The sequence below is a fragment of the Streptomyces sp. NPDC048751 genome, from assembly GCF_043198595.1.
GTDB lineage: Bacteria > Actinomycetota > Actinomycetes > Streptomycetales > Streptomycetaceae > Streptomyces.
The window spans coordinates 561306-575502 of the sequence record NZ_JBICUX010000005.1 but is presented as its reverse complement, the minus strand read 5'-3'; the positions used below and the strand labels follow the sequence as shown (position 1 = coordinate 575502).

Annotated in this window: 8 protein-coding genes; 6 read left to right on the top strand and 2 right to left on the bottom strand. The window is 71.1% G+C overall.

The features are described 5' to 3' along the window. Positions 1-105 precede the first annotated feature (105 nt). The 4 genes from ACGFNV_RS19740 (at position 106) to ACGFNV_RS19725 (ending at position 10396) form a co-directional block, all read left to right on the top strand. Positions 106-1524, top strand: coding sequence for a phytoene desaturase family protein (locus tag ACGFNV_RS19740; RefSeq protein WP_393624050.1), 1419 nt, complete (start codon positions 106-108; stop codon positions 1522-1524). 301 nt (positions 1525-1825) lie between these two features. After that, positions 1826-6097, top strand: coding sequence for a HAMP domain-containing protein (locus ACGFNV_RS19735; RefSeq protein WP_393624048.1), 4272 nt, complete (start codon positions 1826-1828; stop codon positions 6095-6097). Positions 6098-6479: 382 nt separating this feature from the next. Next, on the top strand, positions 6480-8924 hold the full coding sequence (locus ACGFNV_RS19730; RefSeq protein WP_393624047.1) for a SpoIIE family protein phosphatase: 2445 nt from the start codon (positions 6480-6482) through the stop codon (positions 8922-8924). A gap of 128 nt (positions 8925-9052) precedes the next feature. Beyond that, positions 9053-10396 (top strand): jacalin-like lectin, encoded by a 1344-nt coding sequence (locus ACGFNV_RS19725; RefSeq protein ID WP_393624045.1) that lies wholly within the window; start codon positions 9053-9055, stop codon positions 10394-10396. Between the two features lie 81 nt (positions 10397-10477). Here ACGFNV_RS19725 and proP read toward each other — a convergent pair whose 3' ends face one another. Continuing rightward, on the bottom strand, positions 10478-11971 hold the full coding sequence (proP, locus tag ACGFNV_RS19720; protein ID WP_393624043.1) for a glycine betaine/L-proline transporter ProP: 1494 nt from the start codon (positions 11969-11971) through the stop codon (positions 10478-10480). Positions 11972-12342: 371 nt separating this feature from the next. Here proP and ACGFNV_RS19715 point away from each other — a divergent pair, with 371 nt between their 5' ends. Both ACGFNV_RS19715 and ACGFNV_RS19710 read left to right on the top strand, forming a co-directional pair. Further along, positions 12343-12930 carry a TetR-like C-terminal domain-containing protein gene (locus ACGFNV_RS19715; protein WP_393624041.1) on the top strand — a complete coding sequence of 196 codons (588 nt, stop codon included), beginning with the start codon at positions 12343-12345 and terminating at the stop codon, positions 12928-12930. Further along, the gene (locus ACGFNV_RS19710; protein WP_393624039.1) at positions 12920-13711 is read left to right on the top strand and encodes an alpha/beta fold hydrolase; all 792 of its coding nucleotides are present in this window, start codon (positions 12920-12922) and stop codon (positions 13709-13711) included. Before ACGFNV_RS19715 ends, ACGFNV_RS19710 begins: the two co-directional genes overlap by 11 nt. Before the next feature lie 7 nt (positions 13712-13718). Here the strand turns inward: ACGFNV_RS19710 and ACGFNV_RS19705 are convergent, their stop codons facing one another. After that, positions 13719-14132: a hypothetical protein gene (locus tag ACGFNV_RS19705; RefSeq protein ID WP_393624085.1), complete on the bottom strand. Its 414-nt coding sequence runs from the start codon at positions 14130-14132 to the stop codon at positions 13719-13721. Positions 14133-14197 lie beyond the last annotated feature (65 nt).

Below are 14197 nucleotides of genomic sequence, written 5' to 3'. Positions count from 1 at the left end.
CAGCCCGTTGGGTATCAGTCAGTGACAGCGGCGGAATCTTCGGACCCGGACGACTCATACCGAACCAACGACGAATCTCCGACTCAGGTCACTAGCCTCGGAGACATGAGCACAGCCGTCGTCGTGGGCAGTGGGCCCAACGGTCTCGCGGCGGCCGTCCGCCTGGCCCTCGCGGGGGTGGAGGTCACCGTGCTGGAGGCGGCCGCGACGATCGGTGGCGGGACCCGCTCCAGCGAGCTGACGCCGGGCCTGCTGCACGACCACTGCTCGGCGACGCACCCCATGGCGGTGGGCTCCCCCTTCCTGCGCACGCTGGACCTGGGCCGTCACGGCCTGCGCTGGTGTCTGCCGGAGATCGACTGCGTGCATCCCCTGGACTCGGGCGAGGCCGGGGTGCTGCACCGGTCGGTGCGGGAGACGGCGGACGGTCTCGACGCGGTCGACGGGCGGCGGTGGCGGCGACTGTTCGGGCCGCTCGCCGAGGGATTCGACGCGTTGGCGGAGGATTTCCTGGGCCCGCTCACGCGCGTCCCGCGCCACCCGCTCCTCCTGGCGCGCTTCGGCACGGCGGCCCTGCTGCCCGCGACCGCCGTGGCCCGCACATGGCGCTCGGACACCGCCCGGGCGCTCTACGGCGGGGCCGCCGCGCACGCGTTCCGGCCGCTCGACCGGCCGGTGACCGCCGCCATCGGCATCTCGATCATCGCGGCGGGACACCGTCACGGCTGGCCCGTCGCGGCAGGCGGCTCACGGGCGATCACGGACGCGCTGGCGGCCCTGCTGGGCGAGCTCGGGGGCCGGATCGAGACCGGCGTGCGGGTGCGCTCCCCGGACGGGCTGCCGCCGGCCGACGTGGTCCTGTTCGACCTCGCGCCGGGCGCGGTCGCGGACATCCTCGGCGACCTGCTGCCGGCCCGGATCGCGCGCGCCTACCGGCGGTACCGGCACGGGCCCGCCGCGTTCAAGGTCGACTTCGCCGTCGAGGGCGGGGTGCCGTGGACCAACGAGGCGGCCCGGCGGGCGGGCACCGTGCACCTCGGCGGCACCTTCGAGGAGGTCGCGGCAGCCGAACGCGCGGTCCACGCCGGGCGCCTGCCGCGGCGGCCGTTCATGCTGGTCGGGCAGCAGTACCTGGCCGATCCCGGCCGCTCGAACGGCGACGTCCATCCCGTGTGGACGTACGCGCACGTGCCGTACGGCTACGACGGTGACGCCACCGAGGCGATGGTGGGCCAGATCGAGCGGTTCGCCCCGGGCTTCCGCGAGCGGGTCGTCGGCAGGGCGGTGCGCGGGCCCGCCGCGCTCGAGGCGTACAACCCGAACTACGTCGGCGGCGACATCGTCACCGGGGCCAACACCGTCCGCCAACTGCTGTCCCGCCCACGCCTCGCCCTGGACCCGTACAGCACCGGCGTCCCGGGCATGTACCTCTGCTCCGCCGCCACCCCGCCGGGCGCCGGCGCGCACGGCATGTGCGGAGCGCACGCGGCGGCGTCGGCGCTGCGGTATCTGGAGCGCGCCTGAGAGTGCTCGGAGGGGTGCCTGGAGGGGTGCCGGAGGGGCGCTTCCTCCGTGGCTCAAAACCTTCCTGAGTACCCATGATTCGCAGGGTCATGCACGATTCTTCGCTTCAGGAGGGCTCTGGCTCGTGACCTTTCCCCAGGCTTTGTGACGGGGGCGGAGGGTGGGTTAGCCTGCGGCGTATTTCTCATCGCGTAGATCCGTGAACTGCACAAACGCATGCACGGCTGCCGGATCGTCGATCGGTCCGGAGGGGTTCGGAGTCCTCGGCCGAGGACTCTTGGGGAGCGGAACGAGGGTGCGCATGACCAGCAACAGCACCGGGGTCGTCGACACCGCCTGGGGTGATCAGGAGTTGCGGCGGCTCCTGGAGGGCCTGACGGCCGTCCGGGACGGTGACTTCGGCACCCGGCTGCCGGACGACGCCGACGGCCTGATGGGCGACATCGCCAAGGTCTTCAACGGCATGGTGGACCAGTTGTCCGTGTTCACCTCCGAGGTCACCCGGGTGGCCCGCGAGGTCGGCACCGAGGGGACGCTCGGCGGACAGGCGGAGGTGCCGGGGGTCTCGGGCACCTGGGCCGACCTGACCGACTCGGTCAACGCGATGGCGGGCAACCTGACCACCCAGGTCCGCGACATCGCCCAGGTGGCCACGGCGGTGGCCAAGGGCGACCTCTCGCAGAAGATCGACGTGGACGCGCGCGGCGAGATCCTGCAGCTGAAGGAGACCGTCAACACGATGGTCGACCAGCTGTCGGCCTTCGCCGACGAGGTCACCCGCGTCGCCCGTGAGGTCGGCAGCGAGGGACGCCTCGGCGGACAGGCCCAGGTACCGGGCGTGGCCGGGGTCTGGCGCGACCTCACCGACTCCGTGAACCACATGGCGGGCAACCTCACCAGCCAGGTCCGCTCCATCGCCCAGGTGACCACCGCGGTCGCGCAGGGCGACCTCTCGCAGAAGATCACCGTCGACGCGCGCGGCGAGATCCTCGAACTGAAGAGCACCATCAACACGATGGTCGACCAGCTCTCCGCCTTCGCCGACGAGGTCACCCGCGTCGCCCGCGAGGTCGGCACCGAGGGACGCCTCGGCGGCCAGGCGGACGTCAAGGGCGTCAAGGGGACCTGGCGCGACCTCACCGACTCCGTGAACTTCATGGCGGGCAACCTCACCGGTCAGGTCCGCAACATCGCGCTGGTGGCGACCGCGGTGGCCAAGGGCGACCTCTCGCAGAAGATCACCGTCGACGCGCGCGGCGAGATCCTCGAACTGAAGAACACCATCAACACGATGGTCGACCAGCTCTCCGCCTTCGCCGACGAGGTCACCCGCGTCGCCCGCGAGGTCGGCACCGAGGGACGCCTCGGCGGCCAGGCCCAGATGCGGGGCGTGTCGGGGACCTGGAAGGACCTCACCGACAACGTCAACGTGATGGCGTCGAACCTGACCGGGCAGGTCCGCTCCATCGCCCAGGTCGCCACCGCCGTGGCGCGCGGCGACCTGTCGCAGCGGATCACGGTCGAGGCCAAGGGCGAGGTCGCGGCGCTGGCGGACGTCATCAACACGATGGTGGACACGCTGTCGGCGTTCGCCGACGAGGTCACCCGCGTCGCCCGCGAGGTCGGCACCGAGGGACGCCTGGGCGGACAGGCGCACGTGCCGAACGTGGCGGGCACCTGGAAGGACCTCACCGACAACGTCAACTCGATGGCCAACAACCTCACCGGTCAGGTGCGCAACATCGCGCTCGTGACGACCGCGGTGGCCCGGGGCGACCTGTCGAAGAAGATCGACGTGGACGCCCGCGGCGAGATCCTCGAGCTCAAGACGACGATCAACACGATGGTCGACCAGCTCTCGGCGTTCGCCGACGAGGTCACCCGGGTCGCCCGCGAGGTCGGCACCGAGGGGCGCCTGGGAGGACAGGCCGAGGTGGAGGGCGTGTCGGGCACCTGGAAGCGCCTGACGGAGAACGTGAACGAGCTGGCGGGCAACCTGACCCGGCAGGTCCGCGCGATCGCCGAGGTCGCCAGCGCCGTCGCCGAGGGCGATCTGACGCGTTCGATCACCGTGGACGCGTCGGGCGAGGTGGCCGAGCTCAAGGACAACATCAACTCCATGGTGGAGTCCCTGCGCGAGACCACCCGCGCCAACCAGGAGCAGGACTGGCTCAAGACGAACCTCGCCCGGATCTCGGGCCTGATGCAGGGCCACCGCGACCTGCCCGTGGTCGCCGAGCTGATCATGGACGAGCTGGTGCCGCTGGTGTCGGCCCAGTACGGCGCCTTCTACCTGGCCGAGGAGGGCGACGGCGGGCCCGAGCTGCGGCTGGTCGGTTCCTACGGCTACCCCGACGACGACACCCGGCCCGCCCGGATCCCCTTCGGCCGCACCCTGGTCGGCCAGGCCGCGCGCAGCCGGCGCACCATCACGGTGGACGAGCTGCCGCCGGACTACGTGACCATCTCCTCGGGGCTCGGCCAGGTGGTGCCGACGGCGCTGGTGCTGCTGCCCATCGTGGTCGAGGGCCAGGTCCTCGGCGTCATCGAGCTGGCGTCCGTCACCGCCTTCACCCAGATCCACCAGGACTTCCTGGCGCAGCTGATGGAGACCATCGGCGTAAACGTCAACACCATCGTGGCCAACGCCCGTACCGACGAGCTGCTGGTCGAGTCGCAGCGCCTGACGGGTGAACTCCAGGCCCGTTCGGCGGAGTTGCAGGTGCAGCAGGAGGAGCTGCAGCGTTCCAACGCGGAACTGGAGGACAAGGCCTCGCTGCTGGCGGACCAGAACCGGGACATCGAGGCGAAGAACCTGCAGATCGAGCAGGCGCGGCAGGAGTTGGAGACCCGGGCCCAGCAGCTGTCGCTGGCCTCGAAGTACAAGTCGGAGTTCCTGGCGAACATGAGCCACGAGCTGCGCACCCCGCTCAACAGCCTGCTCATCCTGGCCCAGTTGCTGGCCCAGAACCCCTCCCGCAACCTCACCCAGAAGCAGGTCGAGTACGCGCAGATCATCCACTCCGCGGGCTCGGACCTGCTCCAGCTGATCAACGACATCCTCGACCTGTCGAAGGTCGAGGCCGGGAAGATGGACGTCGCTCCCGAGGTGGTGGAGCTGCGGCAGCTCATCGAGTACGTCGAGGCCACCTTCCGGCCCATGACGACACAGAAGAGCCTCGACTTCACGGTGACGACCGCTCCCGGCGCGCCCGCGGACCTGCTCACGGACGACTCCCGGCTGCGGCAGGTGCTGCGCAACCTGCTGTCGAACGCGGTGAAGTTCACCGAGCGGGGCAGCGTGGAGCTGAGCATCGAGTCGGCCGCGGACGACGAGGTGCCCGAGGGTGTGCTGCGGGGCGGGGCCGTGGTGGCGTTCCGGGTGAAGGACACCGGCATCGGCATCCCGGAGCAGCACCTGGAGACGATCTTCGGTGCCTTCCAGCAGGCGGACGGCACGACGAGCCGCAAGTACGGCGGCACGGGTCTGGGTCTGTCCATCACGCGGGAGATCGCCCATCTGCTGGGTGGTGCCGTCACCGTGGACAGCACGCCGGGGCAGGGCAGCACGTTCACGCTCTTCCTGCCCGTGGCCCGTGCGGACTTCGAGGATCTGCTCGCGCACGGCAGGGCCCCGGAGCCGTCCTCGGCGGGGATCCTCGTGGAGGGGGCGGCCCGAGGGGTGCCGCCGGCCCAGATCGGGCCGGGTCCGCGGCCCAGGCGGCTGCTGGTCGTGGAGGAGCGGCCGCGCGGTCTGCTGACCCTCGTCGCGGAGAGCGTCGTGACGGATCTGACGCACGGCCGTGAGGACGGTGGGCAGCGGCCGGCGGTCGACGTCATCACCGCCGTCGGGGCGCAGGAGGCGGCGGGCGCGCTCGCGGCGGAACCGTGCCACTGCGTCGTCGTGGAGCTGGGCCTCCGGGACGGCGAGGCGTCGCAGTTCCTCCAGGCCCTGGAGGGTGACTCGGCGCTGGCGAGCGTTCCGGTGCTGGTGCACAGCGGTCACCGTACGGACGCGGTGCTGGAGGAGGCGTTGCGGTCCCGCTCGGCGGGCGGGGCGCTGGAGTTCCTGTCCAGTCTCGACGAACTGCGCGAGCGCATCGCCCTGCACCTGTCGGCGGAGGAGCCGGGCGAGGTGCTGTCCCTGGTCAGGAGCGAGGAGTCACAGCGTCCGGTGCCGCACCCCGTCGACGAAGCGTCGGCCGGCCTCACCGTCCTGGTCGTCGACGACGACGCCCGCAACCTCTTCGCGCTCAGCGGGATCCTGGAGCTGCACGGCTTCCGGGTACTGCACGCGGAGAACGGGCGCAAGGGCATCGAGGCGCTCGTGGACAACCCGGACGTCGCGCTGGTGCTGATGGACGTGATGATGCCGGAGATGGACGGCTACACCGCGACAGCCGAGATCCGCAGGATGCCGCAGTACGCCGAGCTGCCCATCATCGCCGTCACCGCGAAGGCGATGCCCGGCGACCGCGAGAAGAGCCTCGCCTCCGGCGCCAGCGACTACGTCACCAAACCCGTCGACACCCGCGACCTGATGGCCTGCGTCCGCCGCTGGCTCCCGGCGTGAGTACGCACCCACCGGCCCCGCAGGTGTGCCGTACGACAGGCCGGGGCGCTCCACAGCTCCCGCGGTCGGGCACATCGGCGTGGTCGGGCGTCCCCCAGCCCCTCCCGTCGGCCACGCCCCCGGTGCCGGGCCTCCCCGAGCCCACGCCCTCCGGCACACCCACGGGACCGGGCCGGCCCCAACGCCCGCCGACGGAGGCATGGGCAGGGCCAACCCTGTCCCAGCCCCACCCGTCGGCCACACACCCGCCATCCGACACACCCGCCGGACCGGGCCTGCCCCAGCGCCCGTCGTCGGGCGCATCGGCGGGGCCGGGCCTCCCCCCGCGTCTCCCGTTCCGCGCCCCCGGGCGCTCAAGTCGAGGAGCATTCACACTGTGAGCATGTCCGAGCATCCGCCCGAACCGGGTCGGGACGGTGAGCCGGCACTCGAAGGCGCCGGTGGCCCGGCGGAGTCCGCCGTGTCGGTGACGCCCACGGGCCCTGTGGGCGCCGCGCCCGCCACACCGGTGGGCAGGCTGGCGGCCACCGTGGAACGGCTGAGCCGGGAGGTGCGGGCCGCGCAGGCGGAGGCCGAGGGGCGTGCGCTGATCGAACTCGCCAAGGGGATCCTGGTGGAACGGCTGGGGTGCGGGCCCGCCCAGGCCGCCCGGCAGCTCACCGAACTCGCCGAGCAGGCCCAGCTCACGCCCCTGGAGTTCGCGGTCGACGTCATCAACCAGGCCGCCCGGGACCGGATGTCCGAGGTGACGGACGCGTTCCTGGCCGCCACCAGGGACGCCGACGAGACGGACTCCGAGTCGGCCGCCGTACGGCTGCGCGCGGCGGAGAGCGGCGCGCTGGCCGCGGACGATACCCAGGCCGTAGCCGACGCCCTCCTTGAGCAGGCGCTGCGTCCGCTCGGCGCGGTGGCCGTGGCCATCTGGGCGGCGGGTTCCGACGGTTCGCTCACGCTGGCGGGCAGCGCCGGGTTCTCCTCGGCCGAGGCCACGCGCTGGCGTTACGTCCCCCCGGACGTGGCGACGGTGGCGCGGAGCGGCCTGACCGAGCGCGACGGGCAGTGGATCACGTCCCTCGCGGAGACCGGACTGCCCAGCATCGGCCTGCACCACCACCCCGACGGGGGCAGGGCGGCCCTTCCCGCCGGCGTCGGAGGACGTATCCACGGTGTGCTGGAGATCGCCTGGCCGACGGTGCTGCCGCCGCAGTCCCCGCAGATCGTCCGTCAGGTGGAGGCGCTGGCCGAGCTGTGCGCCCACACGCTGGAGACGTACACGCTGCTGCACGGGGCCGCCCAGGAGCCGCGCCTGCTGCCCGACGCGGCGGAACTGATCGACCTGGCCGACGGGTTGCACGACCCGGCCCTCGTCCTGGTGCCGCACCTCGACGGTTCGGGCCACCTGGTGGACTTCCGCATCCAGCACGTGAACAACCGCTTCCTGGATCCGGCCGGCAGGCCGCGTGCCGTCGTGAGCGGAGCGCTGCTGCTCGAGGCGTATCCGATGGCCGCCGGGGAGAGCGAGCTGTTCCAGCGGATCGAGCGGGTGTACGCCACCGGTGAGCCCTTCAGGGCCCGCCGGATGAACCTCACCGCCCTCGTCGACGAGGTCCCGCTGTCGGCGGTCGCGGACATCAGCGTCAGCCGGCACGGCTCCGCCGTCCTGTTCATCTGGCGCATCGAGGACGAGACGGCCCGGCTGGCGAGCCTGCTCCAGCACGCCCAGCGGCTGGGCCGTATCGGCGGCTTCGAGCAGCACGTGCTGACCGGCGAGATCACCTGGAACGGGCAGCTGTTCGACCTCTTCGGGCGGCCGCAGTCGAGCACCCCGGTGCCCATGGAGGAGTTGCCGGCCCACGCCCACCCGGACGACGGCACGTCCATCCGTCGCTTTCTGCGGACGCTGCTGCACCACCGGCGACCGGCCTCCGCGGCCTTCCGGTTGCAGCGCCCGGACGGGGTGACCCGGCACATCCGGGTCGTCGCCGAACCGGTCCTCGACACCGACGGCCGGCTCCTTCTCGTCCGCGGCGCCTGCCAGGACATCTCGGCCCAGCACTGGACCGAGGTGGCGCTGGCCGCCACCCGCGACCAACTGGCGCACACCGAGCAGCAGGCCACTGAACGCAACCGGCTGGCCCTGCAGTTGCAGCACGCCATCATGCCGCCCACGCAGGCGCCGTTGCAGGTGCCCGACCTCCAGGTGGCCGTCCGCTACCGGCCCGCGGAGACCGAGCAGTTGGTGGGCGGCGACTGGTACGACGCCGTCGTCCTGCCGTCCCGGCTGGTGCTGGTGTGCGTGGGAGACGTGGCCGGCCACGGCATAGAGGCCGCGACGAGCATGGTCGTCCTGCGCAACGCGCTGCGCGGCCTCGCGGTGACCGGCGCCGGGCCGGGGCAGCTGCTGTCGTGGCTCAACATCGTCGCGCACAACTTGGCCGGCGCCATCACCGCGACGGCGGTGTGCGGTCTGTACGACCCGGCCCGCAACACGCTCCGCTGGGCCAGGGCGGGCCATCTGCCGCCCGTGCTCGTCCGGGGCGCCGAGGCGGCTCCGCTGCCCCTGGTCAAGGGGATGCTCCTGGGCGTGCTGCCCGATGTGACGTACGAGGAGGACGAGGTCCAACTGGACGCCGAGGACACCTTGTTGATGTTCACGGACGGTCTGATCGAGCGCCGCGACCGGTCCGTGGAGGAGTCCCTGACCCATCTGCTGACCACCGCGCGCACCGCTCCCAGCACCCTCGACCAGCAACTGGACCGCCTGCTGACGTACAGCAGGTCGGACACCGACGACGACACCTGCATCGTGGGGATCCGGGTGGGGTGAGGCGCGGGGGGCGAGTAACGGTCGGCCACTGTTTCCCCAACAGCCCTTGTATGTCACACCAGTTGCCGGGGATTCTGGGGGACATCGCCGCTCGTCCCCCGTTTCCTCCGACCGGAGACTCCCCCACCATGAGAAGACTCCTCGGCACCGTCGTGGCCGGTACGCTCGCACTGGCCGGGCTCACCGCCGCGACCGCCACCTCCGCCACCGCCGCCCCGGCCCAGGCGGCCGCCGCCGCGGCCTCCGGCACCTTCAACGTCCTGACGTACAACGTCGCGGGCCTGCCGGAGGGCCTGAGCTCCGGCCATCCGGCGACCAACACCCCGCTGATCTCACCGCGGTTGGCGCCGTACGACATCGTGAACGTCCAGGAGGACTTCAACTACCACGCGGCGCTGTACGCGGGCGACAACCACCCGTACCGCACCGCGACCAGCGGCGGGGTGCCGTTCGGTGACGGCCTCAACACGCTCTCGGACCTGCCGTTCGACGACTTCGAGCGGGTCAAGTGGAAGAAGTGCACGGGCACCAACTGCCTGACTCCCAAGGGTTTCACGCTGGCCCGGGTCCGCCTCGCCGAGGGTGTCTTCGTCGACCTCTACAACGTCCATACCAACGCGGACGACACCGACGACGCCCTCGCCGCCCGCCGCGCCAACGTCGAACAGCTGTCGGACTTCATCCAGGCGAACTCCGCGGGCAACGCGGTGATCGTGATGGGCGACACGAACACGCGGTACACGCGGTCCGGCGACAACATCCGCACGCTCGTCGACGAGAACGGTCTGACGGACGCCTGGGTGAAGCTGGCGAAGGGCGGCACCCCGCCGGCCCAGGGCAGTGACGCGCTCGTCTGCCCGACGACGGCCCCGACCAACGGCTGCGAGGTCGTCGACAAGGTCCTCTACCGCGGCAGCAAGGTCCTGTCCCTGACCGCGACCCGCTACAACAACGAGTGGGCGTCGTTCCTCGACTCCGCGGGCGGCAACCTCTCGGACCACTTCCCGCACACGACCGCCTTCTCCTACACCGTCAACCCGTCCCTGAGGGCGAGTGACTTCTTCGGCGGCCCGCACGGCACGGCCTTCACCGACGCGGACGAGCTGCCGACGGCCGTGTCCCCCCGCACCCTCACCCTGCGCGGCGGCTCCCGTCTCGACGCGGTGTCGCTCACGCTCGACGGCGGTACGACACTGCTCCACGGCGGCACGGGCGGCACCGCGACCTCGCTGACGCTGGCCACCGGCGAGCACCTCACCTCCGTCAAGCTGACGCAGGGCCAGAAGGACGGCCGCACCCGCCTGTTCTCCGCCACGTTCTCGACGGACAAGGGCCGCACCCTGTCCTCCGGCACCGTGACCAGCGACGCGAAGACCTTCACGGCCCCCTCCGGCTGGCAGATCGCCGGCTTCACGGGCCGCGAGGGTGACGAGGTCGACAAACTGGGCGTGCTGTACACCCCGATCGGCTGACGCTCGAGTCGGCTGACGCTCGAACGAAGGGAGGCCTCCGCCCACACGGTCCTGTACACCGTGCCCGGGCGGAGGCCCACTTCAGAACTTGGGCTCGGGGGTCTGGGCCTGGACGAGCTCGGCGGCCTCCTTCTCCGTTTCGACGGAGGGCGGGGAGCCGGCCAGGGGTTTGTTGGCGGTCTCCCTCATGCACAGGACGGCGACGATGCCGACGACCGCGGCGGCGGTGGCGTAGTAGGCCGGCATGAGATTGGTGCCGAAGGCGCTGATCAGAGCGGTGATCACCAAGGGGGTCGTACCGCCGAAGACCGAGGTGGCGAAGTTGTAGGCGACCGAGAGGGAGCCGTAGCGGACCTGGGTGGGGAACATCGCCGGGAGCGCCGCCGACATCGTGCCGAGCATCGCCACCAGGGAGAGCCCCATCAGGAGCAGGCCCAGGGTGATGAGGACGACGCTGCCCTGCCGGATGAGGAGGAAGGACGGCACGGAGAGGAGGAAGCCGAGCATCCCCGTCATCAGCAGCGGTTTGCGGCCGAAGCGGTCCGAGAGCCGTCCGACCTGGTTGATGACGCACATCTGGAGGACCATCACGAGGAGCAGGATCAGCAGCCCGTGGTTGGTCCCGTAGCCGAGTTCGTCGGACAGGTACGTCGGCATGTACGAGAGCAGCATGTAGTCGGTGATGTTGTACGCCGCGACGAGAGCGAGGCACAGCAGCAGCGGCCGCCAGTGGCCGGTGAAGATCTTGCCGAGGTCGGCGGTGGCCGAGGTCTCCACGGCGTCGGCGGCCTCGCTCGCCTTGGCCTGGCCGCCCTCCAGCTTCTGGAAGGCGGGTGTCTCGTCCAGCTTGAGCCGCAGGTAGAGGCCGATGAATCCGAGCGGGGCCGCGACCAGGAAGGGGATGCGCCAGCCCCACTGCAGCATCTGGTCCGCGCTGAAGACGCTGGTGAGCACGACGACGAGGCCGGAGGCTCCGACGTACCCGGCGAGCGTGCCGAACTCCAGGAAGCTGCCGAAGAAGCCGCGCCGTTTGTCGGGCGCGTACTCCGCGATGAAGGTCGAGGCGCCCCCGTACTCCCCACCCGTCGAGAAGCCCTGCACCAGCCGGAAGAAGATCAGCAGGGCCGGGGCCCAGAGGCCGATGCTGGCGTGCGAGGGGATGAGGCCGATGGCGAAGGTCCCCACCGCCATCATGATCATGGTGAGGGAGAGGATGCGCTTGCGGCCGATCTTGTCGCCGAGCGGCCCGAAGACCATTCCGCCGACGGGACGCACCAGGAAGGCCACCGCGAAGGTCGCGAAGGAGCTGAGCAACTGGGCGGTGTCGTTCCCCGAAGGGAAGAAGACCTTGCCGATGGTCGAGGCGAGGTAGCTGTAGATGCCGAAGTCGTACCACTCCATCGCGTTGCCGAGGGCGGCGGCCTTGGTGGCGCGTTTGACCGCCGCCTCGTCGGTCACGGTGATGTCGCTGCGGCGCAGCTTCGGATGGCGTCGTTTCTCGATCGCTCGGAACAGCACCCGATGGCGCCTGACTGCGGCGGGGTCCACCGACTTGTCGTTGTCGGTTGCCGCCATGACGGTGTTCCTTTCGCCGTTCGCATTTCCAAGCACAACTCCTGCGCAGTTCTCGCGCGCTCAAACTCGACGCTCGCGCCGCGCCGGACGGCAACCGATGGTGACGGTCAGTCACATGGGCTGTGGGCGGATGGCCGCCGGTTGGGCTGTGGGTGAATGGCCGCCGGCCCCTTCGAACAACTCGGCCGCCATGTGCGTATGACCCTTCAGCGCGCCGAGTCGGGGAAGCGGCTCGGCGCGCCCCCCACTCGAAACCCGGCCCGGCGGCCGTCAGTAGCCGTTGCGGCCGGTAATCGCCGACGTCGAAGCCGGACCTTGCACTAGGCTCATTCCTAGAGCTCCTAGGTTTCAGCACGCAGGGTGGTGGCCCCATGCCCAGAGCCGGCCTCACGACCGAGCGGGTCGTCGCGGCGGCCGCCGATCTCGCCGACGAGGTCGGCTTCGAGAACGTCACGGTGTCCGCGCTGGCACGCCGCTTCGGCGTGAAGGACGCGAGTCTGTACTCGCACGTCAGGAACCTGAACGACCTGCGCACCCGGATGGCCTTCCTCGCCGGCGGCGAGATGATCGACCGGATCGCCGCCGCCGTCGCCGGACGGGTCGGCAAGGACGCGCTGGCCGCCTTCGCCGGCGCCTACCGCGACTACGCCCTCCAGCACCCCGGCCGTTACGCGGCGACCCAGATCCGCGTCGACCAGGCCCTCGTCACCGCCTCCCCCGCTCTGCGCCGCACCACCGAGATCACCTACGGCATGCTGCGCGCCTACGGCCTCACCGAACCCGACCTCACCGACGCCGTCCGCCTGTTGCGCAGCACCTTCCACGGTTACTGCGCCCTGGAGGCCACCGGCGGCTTCGGTGCACCCCGGGACGTGCGCAGGTCCTGGGACAGTGCCGTCGACGCCCTGCACGTGGCCCTCACCCACTGGCCCCACGAGGAGAAGACCGATGACGACTGACTTCGAAGACCACTACGACATACGCGGCAAAGGGCCCGTACTCCTGATCATCCCCGGCGGCGCCGGTCACCCCATGGGGCTCGAGCCCATGACGGACGTCCTCGCCGACCGCTTCACCGTCGTCACCCACGACCCGCTCGGCCTCGCCCACGGCCGTCTGGGCGAACCCGTCGCCGACCAGCGCGTCGAGGACTGGAGCGACGGCGCGTCCCGTGTCCTGAACGCCGTCCTGGGCGACGACGGCTCCGCCTTCGTCCTCGGCACCAGCGCCGGTGCCGTCGCCGCCCTCGACCTCCTCGCCCGACACCCGGAACGCCTCCGCCACGTCGTCGTCCACGAGCCGCCGGTGGTGGGCATCCTGCCCGACGGAGCGCAGCAACAGGCCAAGTTCCGGGACGTGTGCGAGTGTTACCGCACCGCCGGGCTCGCGGCGGCGGCCCGGCGGATGACCGCCGTCCTGACGGACCAGGAACCGCAGGACGACGAAGGCGAGCCGCGACAACCCCTGTCCAGGGACGAGGAGTTGAGCCAGCCCATGGCCCTCATGCTCCGCCACGTCCTGCACCCCTTCTCGTCCTACATCCCCTCCCCCGACCTCCCCGCCACCCACCTCACCGTCGCCGCCGGCACCGATTCACGCGGCCAACTCCTCCACCGCACGGCCCAGTTCCTCGCCGCCTCCACCCACAGCGCCTTCACCGAGTTCCCCGGCGGCCATCTGGGCCCCCTGGAACACCCGGTCGCCTTCGCGGAGCGGCTGACGGAGACGTTGAAGCCCTGAGCCACGGTCACGAGAGGTCGCCCACCGCGTCGGCGTAGTACGTCGACTCCTTCAGATGCAGGGCGAGTTCACGGAAGCTCCACCCCTCGCCGGGCGAATCGTCGAGCTGCTCGCCGGTCAGCGTGTCCAGGCGGTTCGCCCAGATCCGGGCGAGGCGGGTGAGCCGGCTGCGGGCCTCGTCGAGGTCCTCGCGGGTGAAGGGCGCGAGGTCCGCCTCGCTCGTCGAAGCGGACGCGTGCCAGTGGTCCGGCTGCGGCTCCTCACCCACCAGCCTCGCCTCCAACTCCGCCAAGTGGTCGACCAGGTGATCGGCGACCCTGCGGATCGCCTTGTGCGGGGTGTACACGCGGTCGTCCACGTGCGCGGGCCTGCCGTCCCAGGCGGTCCAGGTGGCGGCGAGGGCGAGGACGTGGTCCACCATGCCGGTGACCGCCTGGGCGGGGTTCTCCTGTGGGCTTTCGTTCACACCGGCACGCTAGGCACTGG